Source organism: Rahnella sp. ATs2, assembly GCF_051851855.1.
Taxonomy (GTDB): Bacteria; Pseudomonadota; Gammaproteobacteria; order Enterobacterales; family Enterobacteriaceae; genus Rahnella; species Rahnella variigena.
Genome location: NZ_JBLYPL010000004.1, coordinates 128351 through 142669, shown reverse-complemented (window position 1 = coordinate 142669; position 14319 = coordinate 128351). Strand labels below are relative to the sequence as shown.

General features: G+C 55.6%; 15 protein-coding genes. 13 read left to right on the top strand and 2 right to left on the bottom strand.

The genetic code is table 11. From position 1 onward, the window contains the following. The first annotated feature begins 39 nt into the window (after positions 1 to 39). From treR to nrdG, 5 genes are all read left to right on the top strand, one after another. Positions 40 to 990 (top strand): trehalose operon repressor TreR, encoded by a 951-nt coding sequence (gene treR, locus ACJY2G_RS05250; RefSeq protein WP_430320032.1) that lies wholly within the window; start codon positions 40 to 42, stop codon positions 988 to 990. 151 nt (positions 991 to 1141) lie between these two features. Further along, a complete protein-coding gene (gene treB, locus ACJY2G_RS05245; protein WP_112286761.1) occupies positions 1142 to 2560 on the top strand; it encodes a PTS trehalose transporter subunit IIBC in 1419 nt (472 codons plus the stop codon). A 22-nt stretch (positions 2561 to 2582) separates the two neighbouring features. Further along, a complete protein-coding gene (gene treC, locus ACJY2G_RS05240) occupies positions 2583 to 4226 on the top strand; it encodes an alpha,alpha-phosphotrehalase (RefSeq protein ID WP_430320033.1) in 1644 nt (547 codons plus the stop codon). A gap of 343 nt (positions 4227 to 4569) precedes the next feature. Next, positions 4570 to 6708, top strand: coding sequence for an anaerobic ribonucleoside-triphosphate reductase (gene nrdD / locus ACJY2G_RS05235; protein ID WP_132965909.1), 2139 nt, complete (start codon positions 4570 to 4572; stop codon positions 6706 to 6708). 4 nt (positions 6709 to 6712) lie between these two features. Then, complete coding sequence (gene nrdG / locus ACJY2G_RS05230) at positions 6713 to 7177, top strand: anaerobic ribonucleoside-triphosphate reductase-activating protein (RefSeq protein WP_279919538.1); 465 nt, start codon at positions 6713 to 6715, stop codon at positions 7175 to 7177. Positions 7178 to 7214: 37 nt separating this feature from the next. On the opposite strand, the gene ACJY2G_RS05225 is transcribed toward nrdG, so the two are convergent. Together ACJY2G_RS05225 and ACJY2G_RS05220 are read right to left on the bottom strand one after the other, a co-directional pair. Beyond that, on the bottom strand, positions 7215 to 7529 hold the full coding sequence (locus ACJY2G_RS05225) for a CcdB family protein (protein ID WP_430320034.1): 315 nt from the start codon (positions 7527 to 7529) through the stop codon (positions 7215 to 7217). Then, positions 7529 to 7690: a type II toxin-antitoxin system CcdA family antitoxin gene (locus ACJY2G_RS05220; RefSeq protein WP_112152055.1), complete on the bottom strand. Its 162-nt coding sequence runs from the start codon at positions 7688 to 7690 to the stop codon at positions 7529 to 7531. The genes ACJY2G_RS05225 and ACJY2G_RS05220 overlap by 1 nt, the downstream gene beginning before the upstream one ends. Before the next feature lie 267 nt (positions 7691 to 7957). On the opposite strand from ACJY2G_RS05220, the gene phnF reads away from it, so the two are divergent. The 8 genes from phnF to phnM are packed head-to-tail and all read left to right on the top strand — an operon-like array spanning position 7958 to position 14318. Beyond that, entirely contained in the window at positions 7958 to 8683 is a 726-nt protein-coding gene (phnF, locus tag ACJY2G_RS05215; RefSeq protein WP_120162382.1) for a phosphonate metabolism transcriptional regulator PhnF, read from the top strand. Beyond that, positions 8684 to 9127: a phosphonate C-P lyase system protein PhnG gene (phnG, locus tag ACJY2G_RS05210; protein WP_430320035.1), complete on the top strand. Its 444-nt coding sequence runs from the start codon at positions 8684 to 8686 to the stop codon at positions 9125 to 9127. Between the two features lie 3 nt (positions 9128 to 9130). Continuing rightward, complete coding sequence (gene phnH, locus ACJY2G_RS05205; RefSeq protein ID WP_430320036.1) at positions 9131 to 9712, top strand: phosphonate C-P lyase system protein PhnH; 582 nt, start codon at positions 9131 to 9133, stop codon at positions 9710 to 9712. Further along, positions 9712 to 10794 (top strand): carbon-phosphorus lyase complex subunit PhnI, encoded by a 1083-nt coding sequence (locus ACJY2G_RS05200; RefSeq protein WP_120162385.1) that lies wholly within the window; start codon positions 9712 to 9714, stop codon positions 10792 to 10794. The genes phnH and ACJY2G_RS05200 overlap by 1 nt, the downstream gene beginning before the upstream one ends. Continuing rightward, a complete protein-coding gene (locus ACJY2G_RS05195) occupies positions 10784 to 11659 on the top strand; it encodes an alpha-D-ribose 1-methylphosphonate 5-phosphate C-P-lyase PhnJ (RefSeq protein WP_120162386.1) in 876 nt (291 codons plus the stop codon). Before ACJY2G_RS05200 ends, ACJY2G_RS05195 begins: the two co-directional genes overlap by 11 nt. Then, a complete protein-coding gene (gene phnK / locus ACJY2G_RS05190; protein WP_120162387.1) occupies positions 11659 to 12450 on the top strand; it encodes a phosphonate C-P lyase system protein PhnK in 792 nt (263 codons plus the stop codon). Before ACJY2G_RS05195 ends, phnK begins: the two co-directional genes overlap by 1 nt. 27 nt (positions 12451 to 12477) lie before the next feature. Next, the gene (gene phnL / locus ACJY2G_RS05185) at positions 12478 to 13185 is read left to right on the top strand and encodes a phosphonate C-P lyase system protein PhnL (RefSeq protein WP_112286773.1); all 708 of its coding nucleotides are present in this window, start codon (positions 12478 to 12480) and stop codon (positions 13183 to 13185) included. After that, a complete protein-coding gene (gene phnM, locus ACJY2G_RS05180; RefSeq protein ID WP_430320037.1) occupies positions 13182 to 14318 on the top strand; it encodes an alpha-D-ribose 1-methylphosphonate 5-triphosphate diphosphatase in 1137 nt (378 codons plus the stop codon). Before phnL ends, phnM begins: the two co-directional genes overlap by 4 nt. The last annotated feature ends 1 nt before the right edge of the window (position 14319 follow it).

Here is a 14319-nt window from a genome sequence, read left to right as displayed (position 1 = left end):
GAACTTAAACCTGATCTCACTTAACCATACAAAATAACTATGCAAAATCGCCTGACCATAAATGACATTGCGCGCCTGAGCGGCGTCGGTAAATCCACAGTTTCCCGCGTCCTGAATAACGAAGGCAATGTCAGTCCGCAAACCCGCGAACGGGTATTACAGGTGATTGAGCAGGAACATTTCAGCCCGTCGAAATCAGCGCGGGCAATGCGCGGGTTCAGCGATAAAATCGTGGCGATCATTGTTTCACGCCTCGACTCTCCGTCAGAAAATCAGGCCGTCCGCGCCATGCTGCCACTGTTTTATCAGCAAGGTTACGATCCGATTGTGCTGGAAAGTCAGTTCAGCACCGAACGTGTTAAAGAGCATTTGCAGGTGCTGAAACAGCGCAATATCGACGGCGTGGTGTTGTTTGGTTTTACCGGTTTATCGGCGCAGATGCTGACGCCGTGGCAGGACAAAATGGTGATGCTGGCACGTGATATGCCGGGGCTGTCGTCCGTGTGTTACGACGATGCGGGGGCGGTGCAGTTGCTGATGCAAAAGCTGATGGCACATAACCTGCGCAACATTGGCTTTATTGGCGTTTCCCCGCAGGACACCACGACGGGCCAGCGCCGCAGCGAAGCCTACCGGGCATTTTGTCAGGAGAACGGCCTGACACCGCACATTGCGCTGGGTGAACTCACCTATCAGAGCGGTTTTGATCTGATCCCGCAATTGCTGAAAAGCAATGTCCAGGCGGTAATTTGTGCCTCCGATACTATCGCTATCGGCGCACAGAAATACCTGCAACAGCAGCAAATCCGCGACATCCAGGTATGCGGTATCGGTAACAACCCGCTGCTGCATTTCCTGTTCCCGGAATCGTATTCCGTAGAACTCGGTTATGGCGCAGGCGGCGAAGCGGCGGCTAAACAACTGCTGGCACAGCTCAGCGTATCTGCGGCCGTGCAGCAGCTGATCATCCCCGGAAAGCTTGCTTTCTGAATCCCCCAATTTTCTGACCTTGCCTTTCCCAAAAGCAGAAACTTTGTGATCGTTCCGGCAAAACCGGGAACGTTCCCGGACAAGTTCCCATCACCTTCGCTATGCTTGAACCGTACCCTACACACTTACGCAAAATCACAGGCCATTCCCTATGAGCAAAGTTAAGCAACAGGATGTTGATCAGCTGATCGCCCTCGTTGGCGGCAGCGACAATATCGCGATGGTGACTCACTGCATTACGCGTCTTCGTTTTGTCCTCAATGACCCGTCCAAAGCCGACCCGAAAGGTCTCGAAGCCCTGCCGATGGTCAAAGGCTGCTTTACCAATGCCGGTCAGTTCCAGGTCGTTATCGGGCCGGAAGTGGATGATTACTATAAAGTCCTGATTGCCAGCACCGGTAAAAGTGCGGCCGGAAAAGAACAGGCAAAAGTCGCCGCCCGCCAGAATATGAGCTGGTTTGAGCGCAGCATTTCTCATTTCGCTGAAATCTTCTTCCCGCTGTTACCGGCGCTGATCAGCGGCGGTTTGATTCTCGGTTTCCGTAACGTTATCGGTGAAATCCCGATGAGCGATGGCCAGACGCTGGCGCAGATGCACCCGTTGTGGCAGTCGATTTACGATTTCCTGTGGCTGCTCGGCGAAGCTGTGTTTATGTTCCTGCCGGTGGCGGTCTGCTGGTCAACGGTCAGAAAAATGGGCGGTACCGAAATCCTCGGCATCGTGCTCGGTATCACGCTGGTGTCGCCGCAGTTAATGAACTCCTACAACCTCGGGCAGCAAATCCCTGAAGTGTGGAATTTCGGCTGGTTCACCATCGAAAAAGTGGGTTATCAGGCGCAGGTCATTCCTTCCGTTCTGGCGGGTATGGCGCTGGCGGTCATCGAAAATGGCCTGAAACGCATTATCCCTAATTACCTTTATCTGGTGATTGTTCCGGTCAGCTCACTGATTATTGCCGTGTTCCTGGCGCACACGCTGATCGGGCCGTTTGGCCGCATGATTGGCGACGGCGTGGCTTTCGCAGTGAAATTCATCATGACCGGCAGCCTCGCGCCGATCGGTGCCGCGCTGTTTGGTTTCCTCTATGCGCCGCTGGTCATTACCGGCGTGCATCAGACCACACTCGCCATCGATATGCAGATGGTACAAAGCACTGGCGGAACGCCGGTCTGGCCGCTGATCGCCCTCTCCAACATTGCGCAGGCAGCCGCAGTCGTCGGCGTGATTATCGTCAGCCGTAAACACAACGAACGTGAGATTTCCGTGCCCGCCGCCATCTCAGCCTTCCTCGGCGTAACTGAACCGGCGATGTACGGGATCAACCTGAAATACCGCTTCCCGATGCTGTGCGCGATGATCGGCTCGGCGTTTGCCGGTCTGATTTGCGGCCTGTTCCACGTCACGGCTAACGGTATTGGCGTCGGCGGATTGCCGGGCATTCTGTCCATCAAACCGCAGTTCTGGAGCATCTACGCACTGGCCATGCTGGTGGCGATTGTGGTGCCGATTATCCTGACCGTGCTGGTTTATCAGCGCAAAGCCCGCCGTGGCGAACTGGCAGTGGTGTAAGAAATTTAAGAAGGAAAATGGAATGAACAGCGAATTGCCGTGGTGGAAAAACGGCGTGATTTACCAGATTTACCCAAAGAGCTTTCAGGACACTACGGGCAGCGGCACCGGTGATATCAACGGTATTACGCAACGTCTGGATTACCTGAAAACACTGGGCGTCGATGCCCTGTGGCTGACGCCGATGTACCTGTCGCCGCAGATTGATAACGGCTACGACGTAGCGGATTACTGCGAGATTGACCCGGCTTTCGGCACGCTGGAAGACTTCGAGCGGCTGACCGCAGAGGCGCATCAGCGCGGGATCCGCATCGTAATGGATATGGTGTTTAACCATACTTCGACGCACCACGAATGGTTCCGCCAGTCGCAGGATCCGGGCAGTCCGTTCCGCCCGTTTTATATCTGGCGTGACAGCGCGACCGAAGGCGGCCCGCCGAATAACTGGCGTTCTAAATTCGGTGGTGGCGCCTGGCAGTGGCATGAAACCAGCGGGCAGTATTATCTGCATCTGTTCGCTACCGAGCAGGCGGATCTCAACTGGGAATACCCGCCGGTGCGCGAGGCGCTGAAAAAAGTCTGCCAGTTCTGGGCGGATAAAGGCGTCGACGGACTGCGTCTGGACGTGATTAATCTGGTTTCAAAACAGCAGGACTTCCCGTCCGACGATGCCGGTGATGGCCGCCGTTTTTATACCGACGGCCCGCGCATTCATGAGTTCCTGCAGGAGTTCAGCCGCGATGTGTTCAAACCGCTCGGGCTGATGACGGTCGGCGAGATGTCTTCAACGAAGCTTGAGCATTGCCGCCGCTACGCCGCTAACGACGGCAGCGAACTGTCGATGACCTTTAACTTTCATCATCTGAAAGTGGATTATCCGAACGGCGAAAAATGGACGGATGCGCCGCCGGATTTCGTCCAGCTCAAGCAGATTTTCCGCGAATGGCAGCAGGGAATGCACGGGCATGCGTGGAATGCGCTGTTCTGGTGTAATCACGATCAGCCGCGCATTGTGTCGCGCTTTGGTGATGAAGGGGCACTGCGCACGACGTCTGCCAAAATGCTGGCGATGGTGCTGCACGGTTTGCAGGGCACGCCGTATATCTATCAGGGCGAAGAAATCGGCATGACCAATCCTGGCTTTAAACATCTCGAACAATATCGCGATGTGGAAAGTCTGAATATGTTTGCCGAACTGAAATCCGACGGGCGCAGCAACGAAGAGCTGTTACGCATTCTGGCGAAGAAATCACGGGATAATTCGCGCACGCCGATGCAATGGAACGCCGGAGAACAGGCCGGATTTACCACCGGCACACCGTGGATTTCCGTCAGCCACAACGCGCAGGACATCAATACCGAACAGGCACTGGCGGATAAAGACTCGGTCTTTTATCTCTATCAGCAACTGATCCGACTGCGCAAAACGCTGCCGGTACTGACCGGGGGCGATTATCAGGATTTGCTGCCGGAGCATCCGCAACTCTGGTGCTATACCCGCACGGCAGACGGCAAAACCCTGCGGGTGATGGCAAACATGAGCGCACAGGATCAGGCCTTCACATTGCCGGAATTCCCCGGCAGCACGCTGCTGAGTAATTACGCATCCCCTGCGGTTTCCGGAACGCTTCGTCCGTACGAATCCCTCTGGCAGCTCACCGAATAATCTGAAATTTCTGTTCTGCCGGGTCAGTCACATTCGTGTCTGGCCCGTTTGTTTTTTATGCATCTCCTTATAAAACAACACGCAAAACTCAGGCCAGAACTTACAGTTGGTCATCAATTCTTCCGCCAAAAAAATTCTTTGTTTCAGGTCAATAAAACGGGAATTATCACTCGCGTGAATGCTACATCTAGTGTGTATAGTACACACCCAACCCAATATATAGCGGTTTTCTGCAAAAGCCACACAACCGGCCTGTAAGCCTTGTGGGGCGCGGGATCCGCCCAATAGGAGTGACATTGTGAAGGCAGACAGACTGGAAACCGTACCCGCAAAATCCACAACAATGCAGCCCATCGTGATCAAGCGGGATGGTTGCCAGGTCCCTTTCGATGAAGTTCTGATTAAACAAGCCGTGCAACGCGCGGCTGCTGCTGCCGGTATCGACAGCGTGGATTATTGCGCTCAGGTTGCCCGCGTGGTGGCGGAAAGTCTGCAAGATCAGGCTCGTGTAGATATCCACGATATTCAGGATGCGGTTGAAAATCAGCTGATGGCAGGTCCGCATAAAAAGCTGGCACGCGCTTATATCGAATACCGCCATGACCGCGATGTGAAACGTGAAATGCGTGGCCGCCTGAATCAGGAAATCCGCGGTCTGGTTGAACAAAGCAACATGGCGCTGCTCAACGAGAATGCCAACAAAGACAGCAAAGTGATCCCGACCCAGCGTGACCTGCTGGCGGGTATTGTCGCCAAGCATTACGCCAAACAGCATATTTTACCGCGTGATGTCGTGCTGGCGCATGAGCGTGGCGAAATCCATTATCATGACCTCGATTATTCCCCGTTCTTCCCGATGTTTAACTGCATGCTGATCGACCTTAAAGGCATGCTGAATCACGGTTTCAAAATGGGTAATGCGGAAATTGACACGCCAAAGTCTATTTCTACCGCTACGGCTGTCACCGCGCAGATTATCGCGCAGGTCGCCAGCCATATTTACGGCGGCACGACCATTAACCGTATTGATGAAGTCCTGGCACCGTTCGTCACCGCCAGCTTCAATAAACATCGTCAGACTGCCGAAGAGTGGCAGATTGCGGATGCGGATGGCTTTGCTCACAGCCGTACCGAAAAAGAGTGTTATGACGCCTTCCAGTCGCTGGAATATGAGGTCAATACCCTGCACACCGCCAACGGCCAGACGCCGTTTGTCACCTTCGGTTTTGGCCTCGGCACATCGTGGGAATCGCGCCTGATCCAGCAATCAATTCTGCGTAACCGCATTGCCGGACTGGGCAAAAATCGCAAAACCGCTGTATTCCCGAAACTGGTATTTGCCATCCGTGACGGCCTGAATCATAAAGCCGGTGACGCCAACTACGACATTAAGCAACTGGCACTGGAATGCGCCAGCAAGCGTATGTACCCGGACATCCTCAATTATGATCAGGTGGTGAAAGTCACCGGTTCGTTCAAAACGCCGATGGGCTGCCGCAGTTTCCTGGGCGTGTATGAAGAAAATGGCGAGATGATCCACGAGGGCCGCAATAATATCGGCGTGATCAGCCTGAACCTGCCGCGCATCGCGCTGGAAGCGAACCGCGACGAAGCGGCGTTCTGGACACTGCTCGACGAGCGTTTACTGCTGGCGAAGAAAGCCCTGATGACCCGTATTGCACGTCTGGAAGGCATCAAAGCCCGCGTGGCGCCAATCCTGTACATGGAAGGTGCGTGCGGTGTGCGCCTGAAAGCTGACGACGATATTTCCGGCATCTTCAAAAATGGTCGTGCCTCGATTTCGCTCGGATACATTGGCGTGCATGAAACCATTAACGCGCTGTTCGGCAACCAGACCCACGTGTTCGACGCCAGCCAGTTACGCGAAAAAGCCGAGGCGATTGTGGCTCGTCTGAAAGCGGCAACCGAAAGCTGGAAAGACGAAACGGGCTACGGTTTCAGCCTGTACAGCACGCCGAGCGAAAACCTGTGCGACCGCTTCTGTCGTCTGGATAAAGCCGAATTCGGGCTGGTGGCCGGTGTGACTGATAAAGGTTACTACACCAACAGCTTCCATCTGGACGTCGAGAAGAAAGTAAATCCGTACGAAAAACTCGACTTCGAAGCGCCGTATCCGCCACTCAGCAACGGCGGTTTCATCTGCTATGGCGAATACCCTAACCTGCAACACAATCTGAAAGCGCTGGAAGACGTGTGGGATTACAGTTATACCCGCGTGCCGTATTACGGCACCAACACGCCAATCGATGAATGCTACGACTGCGGCTATACCGGCGAATTCGAATGCACCAGCAAAGGATTCACCTGCCCGAAATGCGGCAATCACGAACCTTCCCGCGTGTCAGTCACCCGCCGCGTGTGTGGTTATCTCGGCAGCCCGGATGCCCGTCCGTTTAACGCCGGTAAGCAGGAAGAAGTGAAGCGCCGGATTAAACATCTGGGTAACGGTCAGCTGGGTTAATACTTTGAACTTCCATCAGTATTACCCGATTGATGTGGTGAACGGGCCGGGAACACGCTGCGTGCTGTTCGTTTCCGGCTGCGTCCACGAATGCCGCGGGTGCTATAACAAAAGCACCTGGCGGCTGGACTCCGGCAAACCTTTTACGCAGGAAGACGAAAACCGCATTATCGCCGATCTGCAAAACACGGTGATCCCGCGTCAGGGTTTAACGCTGTCCGGCGGCGATCCGCTGCATCCGCAAAATCTTTCTGCGGTGCGCCAGCTATTGTTACGCGTGCAGGCAGAGTGTCCGGGCAAAGATGTGTGGATGTGGACGGGTTATACGCTCGGGGAACTGAGCGCTGAACAGCGGGAAGTCGTGGCGTTAATCAACGTGCTGGTCGACGGGAAATTTGTGCAGGAACTGAAAGACCCTGCACTTATCTGGCGCGGCAGCGATAATCAGGTGATCCATTATTTGCGTTAATGCTTTCAGAGGGGAAATTATTCCCCTCACATCCGGTTCAAATTCCATTCAGTAAAAAATCAAAGGCATTTTTCACTTCATAGATTTCCCCGTCGAGCTGCCTGACCTGATCGCCAATTTCTCGTGACTTAACGCCCCCCAGCATATGCGTCATTGCCACATACTGCTCTTGCTCAATCTTAAGCAAAGGACAAAGTTTTTTTGGCGGAAAGTCTATTAATTCGAGCAGTGGCACCAACGGAATCATTACCGTATTACCGAACCCACTCGCAGCCGAATGATGGATATTCAGCAAAAAAGGATACGCTACCTTTCCGTCTCCTTTGTTTTCATAAACAGCGTATTGCTCCATCAAAATGCACGCTGATAATCAGAAAACGAACCATGTTCTTCGACGTATTTATTTATCGCCTCAATTCCTTTTTGATTTTCACGCCTCCATTTCTGCGCAGGTGTTTCGGGTATTAACGTAACAGGTAAATCATTGAATTCACGATTGAGTGCTTCTGACATATAAAGTCCTTTTGTAATTAATGTTTAAAAAAACATCCGACAACCAGAGTGTAATTTGTACTGTTCATCCCGTAAATCCCCCTCTTTCATTCTTGCGAGACGCCTTCCAACTCTTCATTTTCCTGCAACCAGAGCTTCACCCAATTGTCATTTAGCACGCCCAAGATGAAGCCAACGCCACACTGAGGTTTACATCATGGCTCTTTCATACCGCTTTCAACTTTTCTCTGTCACTGCCCGTTTGTCCCGTGCGAGGTATTCATTGTGATGAACTTATCTAGACATCCGACCAGTCACACCACGGTGTATCAGCAAATCGCTGCCGAACTGGAACAGGAACTGCGTAACGGTTACCGCTGCGGCGATTATCTGCCGCCGGAACAACAGCTTGCCGAACGTTTTCAGGTGAACCGCCATACGTTGCGCCGTGCGGTGGATGAGCTGGTCGATCGCGGCTGGCTGCAACGCCGTCAGGGTATTGGCACGCTGGTGCTGATGCGTCCTTACGATTATCCGCTGCATTCGCAGGCGCGTTTCAGCCAGAACCTGCTGGATCAGGGCAGCCATCCGACAAGCGAACGTCTGCTGGCGGTGCTGCGTCCGGCCACCGATCACGTCGCGGCGGCGCTGTCGCGTCAGGAAGGCGACACCGTTATTCATCTGCGTACCCTGCGCCGCGTGAACGGCGTGCCGGTCTGCGTGATTGATCACTATCTGCCCGATCTCGACTGGTGGCCTGCATTGCAAAACTTCCATAACGGCTCGCTGCACGATTTTATCCGCGAAGAGATTAAGCAAAAACTCAGCCGCCGTACCACCCGCATTAATGCCCGCCGCGCGCTGGCAAAAGAGAGCAAATTACTCGAAATCGTCCCGCAGGCACCGCTGCTGTGTGTCCGCACCCTGAACATTTGTGAAGGCAGCGATTCGGTGGCGGAATATTCCGTCAGCCTGACGCGTGCCGACATGATCGAACTGACCATGGAGCACTGAATGGATCACCTGCAAACCCGCCAGCGCTGGATGTCGGTGCTGGCTCACAGCCGTCCCGATGAGCTGCTCGCCCACTGGCAACCGCTGAATTTATCCCCGCAATTTGAACGACTCCGCGCTGCTGAAACCGGTCTGACCCAGCTTCAGGGGCGCATGGGCGGCACAGGCAAACGTTTTGTGATGGGCGATATGACCGTCACCCGCGCCGTCATTCAGTTAGACGGCGGTATCTACGGCTACAGCTACGTCAGCGGGCGCAATAAGTCCCACGCCGAACTGTGCGCGGTCATTGATGCCTTGCTGCAAATGCAGGGCATGGACGAACTGCTGCACAAACGTGTGATAGCGCCGCTGGCTGCTCTGCAACAGGAACGCCGCCAGCAACGCGCCCGTGAAGTGGCTTCCAGCCGCGTCGATTTCTTTACCCTGGTTCGCGGAGAGTAATTCATGTCACTTGTTGCCAGTTTTCAACATCCGGTTGCGGATGCACAGTACAGTTTTCGTCGTATTCTCAAAGCGTTAAGCGAACCCGGCGTCAGCGTGCAGTTGCCAGTTATGCCCGGCTTCGGGGCGTTAGGTTCTGCCAGCGCCTGCGTGCTGCTGACGCTTATCGATAACGACACGCCGCTGTGGCTGAGTGCCTCGCTTAACGATGAAATCCTGCGCAAGAACCTGCGCTTCCATACCGGTGCAGTGCTCACCGATGACCCTTCTGCCGTCAGTTTTGCGCTGGCCGATCCGGCGCTCGACAGCGCCACGCTGCTGGCTTTCCCGTGCGGTGATGAGATGTCGCCGGAGCTGGCGACCAGCGTGATTGTGCAGCTGGAAAGTCTGACCGGCGGCACGCCGCTGCGTCTGCGCGGGCCGGGCATCGAGAGCAGCCGCACGATTTCACCGCAGTTGCCTGATTCTGTTCGTGATTATCTGCTTAACCGCCCTCACCGTTTCCCGCTGGGTCTGGACTTTATGTTCACCTGTGGCGAAGAACTGATTGCCGTACCGCGCACCACGCGCGTGGAGGTGTGCTGATGTACGTCGCCGTTAAAGGGGGTGAGAAGGCGATTGCCGCCGCCCATCAGCTGCTGGCGCATGAGCGCCGCGGCAATACCGATGTGAATGAACTCGGCTGCGAACAGATTGAACAACAGCTGGGTTTAGCCGTTGACCGGGTGATGAGCGAAGGCGGAATTTACGACCGTGAGCTGGCCGCACTGGCGATCAAGCAATCCGGTGGCGATCTGGTCGAAGCGATTTTCCTGCTGCGCGCTTACCGCACTACGCTGCCACGTCTGGCGACCAGCGAGCCGCTGAAGACTCAGGCGATGCGCCTCGAACGCCGTATCTCTGCTATCTACAAAGATTTGCCCGGCGGGCAGGTGCTCGGCCCGACTTACGATTACACCCACCGCCTGCTGGATTTCGCGCTGCTGGCCGAAGGCGAGGCGCCGTTCACCCCGATTGCCGATGAACCACAGCCGGAAGATTGCGGCCATGTGTTTGATTTGCTGACGCAACAACAGCTGGCGGTACAGGAAGAAGATGACGGTACCGAACCGGAAGACATCACCCGCACGCCGCCGGTATTTCCGGCGTCCCGTGCGGCACGTCTGCAACAGCTGGTGCGTGGCGACGAAGGTTTTCTGCTGTCACTGAGTTATTCCACCCAGCGCGGCTATGGCCGCACACATCCGTTTGCCGGTGAAATCCGCACCGGCTGGCTCACCGTCGAGATCGTGCCGGAAGAGCTGGGTTTTGCCATTGATATCGGCGAGATCCTGCTGACTGAATGCGAAATGGTGAACGGTTTTGTCGCCCCTGAAGACAAGCCGCCGCACTTTACCCGTGGCTACGGGCTGGTGTTTGGCCGCGCCGAACGCAAGGCGATGTCGATGTCGCTGGTGGATCGCGCACTGCAAACCCGTGAATACAACGAGCAAATTAGCAGCCCGGCGCAGGACGAAGAATTTGTCTTGTCCCACGCCGATAATGTCGAAGCTGCCGGTTTTGTCTCGCATCTTAAATTGCCGCATTACGTCGATTTCCAGGCGGAGCTGGAGTTGTTAAAACGCCTGCGCGCTGCGAAAGAACAGGACTCAGCCAATGAACAATAATGTCGCCCAAACGATGACCGGCTACAACCACGGTTATCTCGACGAGCAGACGAAACGCATGATCCGCCGCGGGATCCTCAAAGCCGTGGCGATCCCCGGTTATCAGGTGCCGTTCGCCGGTCGCGAAATGCCGATGCCATACGGCTGGGGCACCGGCGGGATCCAGCTGACCGCCAGCGTTATCGGCACAACAGATGTGCTGAAAGTGATCGACCAGGGCGCGGATGACACCACCAATGCCGTGTCGATCCGCAAGTTCTTCCAGAGTGTCGCCGGGGTGAAAACCACTGAAAAAACTGTGGAAGCCAGCCTGATCCAGACCCGTCACCGCATTCCGGAAACGCCGTTGCAGGAAGATCAGATCCTGATTTTCCAGGTGCCGATCCCGGAACCGCTGCGCTTTATCGAACCGCGAGAAACCGAAACCCGCAAAATGCACGCGCTGGAAGAATACGGCGTGATGCAGGTGAAGCTGTATGAAGACATCGCGCGCTTCGGCCATATCGCCACGACTTATGCGTATCCGGTGAAAGTGAATGACCGCTACGTGATGGATCCGTCGCCGATCCCGAAATTTGATAACCCGAAAATGAACATGATGCCCGCATTACAGTTGTTCGGAGCCGGACGCGAAAAACGCATTTATGCCCTGCCACCGTTCACCAAAGTTGAGAGCCTGGATTTCGATGATCATCCGTTCACCGTTCAGCAATGGGATGAGCCGTGCGCGATTTGCGGATCGCACCACAGCTATCTCGATGAAGTGGTGCTCGACGATCAGGGCAACCGCATGTTCGTGTGCTCCGACACCGATTTTTGTGCTCAGCAGGTTGAGCAACAGGCTTCCAACGAGGTTAACCGCTGATGACCACTCCCTTAAATCTTGCCGCCGAACCGCTGCTGTCGGTGAATAACCTGACTCATCTTTATGCGCCGGGCAAAGGCTTTAGCGATGTGTCGTTCAATCTGTATCCGGGAGAAGTGCTGGGTATTGTCGGCGAATCCGGCTCGGGTAAAACCACGCTGTTGCAGTCGATTTCTGCCCGTCTCGCGCCTCAGGAAGGACAGGTCATCTACAACAATGGCCAGGCCGCCGCGCAGTCGCTGTATGACATGGCGGAAAGCGATCGCCGCCGTCTGTTGCGCACCGACTGGGGCGTGGTGCATCAGCATCCGATGGACGGTTTGCGCCGTCAGGTTTCTGCCGGCGGCAACATCGGCGAGCGCCTGATGGCCGTCGGAGAACGTCATTATGGCGATATCCGCAAGAAGGCCGGTCAGTGGCTGGAAGATGTCGAAATTCCGGTTTCCCGTATCGATGACCTGCCGACTACGTTTTCCGGCGGGATGCAGCAACGTCTGCAAATAGCCCGCAATCTGGTAACGCATCCGCGTCTGGTGTTTATGGATGAACCGACCGGCGGACTCGACGTTTCGGTTCAGGCACGTCTGCTGGATCTGCTGCGCACGCTGGTGGTGGAAATGCAACTAGCGGTGGTGATTGTCACCCACGATTTGGGGGTTGCCCGCCTGCTGGCGCACCGTCTGCTGGTGATGAAACAGGGTCAGGTAGTGGAAAGTGGCTTAACCGACCGCGTGCTCGACGATCCGCATCATCCGTATACGCAACTGCTCGTTTCTTCCGTGCTTTCCTAACCTAATTTCAGAGAAAGAGTGACCAAAATGACGACGAAGCTCAGGGTCGAAAATCTCAGTAAAACTTTTGTTCTGCATAACCAGAACAGCGCCAGATTGCCGGTTTTCAGCAATGCCAGCCTGACCGTGAATGCCGGGGAATGCGTGGTGCTGCACGGCCATTCCGGCAGCGGAAAGTCCACCCTTCTGCGTTCTTTATACGGCAACTATCTGCCGGACAGCGGCAAAATCTGGGTCGAGCATCAGGGCCAGCAGATTGATATGGTCAGCGCCGAAGCACGGGATATTCTGGCCGTTCGCCGCCATACGGTCGGCTGGGTCAGCCAGTTCCTGCGGGTCATTCCGCGCATCAGCGCACTGAATCTGGTGATGCAGCCGCTGCTGGAACTGGGTGTGGATAAAGCACAAAGTGAAGCCCGCGCCAGCGCGTTGCTCCGCCATCTGAATGTACCGGAACGTCTGTGGCATCTCGCGCCCTCCACGTTTTCCGGCGGCGAACAGCAGCGCGTGAATATCGCCCGGGGTTTTGTGGTCGATTATCCGGTGCTGTTGCTCGATGAACCGACCGCTTCGCTGGACGCCACCAACCGTGCCGCCGTTGTCACACTGATCGAGCAGGCAAAAGCGCGCGGTGCGGCGGTGGTCGGGATTTTCCATGATGAAGATGTGCGCGAACGCGTTGCCGATCGCTTGTATGAAATGAGCCCGGAAACGGCGCCGGAGATGTCCGCATGATCATAAATAACGTCAAACTGGTGCTCGACGATCAGGTGGTTGAAGGGTCGCTTGAGATGCAAAACGGCGTGATCAGCGCCTTTGCTGACAACCGCAGTCAGCTGCCGCAGGCGCTGGATGCTCAGGGCGGCTGGCTGCTGCCGGGCTTTATCGAACTGCACACGGATAATCTGGATAAGTTTTTCACGCCGCGACCAAAAGTAGACTGGCCAGCGCATTCTGCCATGAGCAGCCACGATGCACTGATGGTCGCCAGCGGGATCACTACCGTGCTGGATGCCGTCGCCGTCGGTGACGTACGCGACGGCGGACATCGTCTGGATAATCTGCAAAAGATGATCGACGCGATTGTGAACAGCCAGAACGCCGGGCTGAACCGCGCCGAGCACCGTCTGCATCTGCGCTGCGAACTGCCGCACGAAACCACGTTGCCGCTGTTTGAGAAGCTGATGGATACCTCGGTGCTGTCACTGGTTTCTCTGATGGACCATTCGCCGGGCCAGCGCCAGTTCGCTACGCCGCAGAAATACCGTGAGTATTATCAGGGTAAATACCACATGAACGACGAGCAAATGGACGATTTTCAGGAAGAGCAAATCGCCCTCTCCCGGCGCTGGGCGCAGCCAAACCGTGAAGCGATTGCTGCCCACTGCCGCAAGCGCCATATTTCGCTGGCCAGCCATGACGATGCCACCGCCGCCCACGTTGAAGAATCACTGGCGCTCGGCAGCGTGATTGCAGAGTTCCCGACCACCGAAGAGGCAGCTCGCGCCTCGCACAACAGCGGCTTGCAGGTGCTGATGGGCGCACCGAATATCGTGCGTGGCGGTTCGCATTCCGGCAACGTGGCGGCGCACCATCTGGCTTCGCTTGGCCTGCTGGATATTCTCTCTTCCGATTACTATCCCGCCAGCCTGCTCGACGCGGTTTTCCGGATTGCCAACGATGAGAGCAATGCGTTCAGTTTGCCGCAGGCGGTGAAACTGGTGACCCGTAATCCGGCGAACGCGCTGGGTCTGAAAGATCGTGGAGAAATCGCCGAAGGCAAACGCGCGGATCTGGTGCTGGCACGCGCACATGGCGATCACTTTTTTGTGCAGAACGTCTGGCGTCAGGGCACTCAGGTGTTCTGAG

Coding starts and splice junctions, on each gene's coding strand:
- treR (WP_430320032.1), top strand. CDS start 40: ATGCAAAATCGCCTGACCATAAATGACATTGCGCGCCTGAGCGGCGTC.
- treB (WP_112286761.1), top strand. CDS start 1,142: ATGAGCAAAGTTAAGCAACAGGATGTTGATCAGCTGATCGCCCTCGTT.
- treC (WP_430320033.1), top strand. CDS start 2,583: ATGAACAGCGAATTGCCGTGGTGGAAAAACGGCGTGATTTACCAGATT.
- nrdD (WP_132965909.1), top strand. CDS start 4,570: ATGCAGCCCATCGTGATCAAGCGGGATGGTTGCCAGGTCCCTTTCGAT.
- ACJY2G_RS05225 (WP_430320034.1), bottom strand. CDS start 7,529: ATGGAGCAATACGCTGTTTATGAAAACAAAGGAGACGGAAAGGTAGCG.
- ACJY2G_RS05220 (WP_112152055.1), bottom strand. CDS start 7,690: ATGTCAGAAGCACTCAATCGTGAATTCAATGATTTACCTGTTACGTTA.
- phnF (WP_120162382.1), top strand. CDS start 7,958: ATGAACTTATCTAGACATCCGACCAGTCACACCACGGTGTATCAGCAA.
- phnG (WP_430320035.1), top strand. CDS start 8,684: ATGGATCACCTGCAAACCCGCCAGCGCTGGATGTCGGTGCTGGCTCAC.
- phnH (WP_430320036.1), top strand. CDS start 9,131: ATGTCACTTGTTGCCAGTTTTCAACATCCGGTTGCGGATGCACAGTAC.
- ACJY2G_RS05200 (WP_120162385.1), top strand. CDS start 9,712: ATGTACGTCGCCGTTAAAGGGGGTGAGAAGGCGATTGCCGCCGCCCAT.
- ACJY2G_RS05195 (WP_120162386.1), top strand. CDS start 10,784: ATGAACAATAATGTCGCCCAAACGATGACCGGCTACAACCACGGTTAT.
- phnK (WP_120162387.1), top strand. CDS start 11,659: ATGACCACTCCCTTAAATCTTGCCGCCGAACCGCTGCTGTCGGTGAAT.
- phnL (WP_112286773.1), top strand. CDS start 12,478: ATGACGACGAAGCTCAGGGTCGAAAATCTCAGTAAAACTTTTGTTCTG.
- phnM (WP_430320037.1), top strand. CDS start 13,182: ATGATCATAAATAACGTCAAACTGGTGCTCGACGATCAGGTGGTTGAA.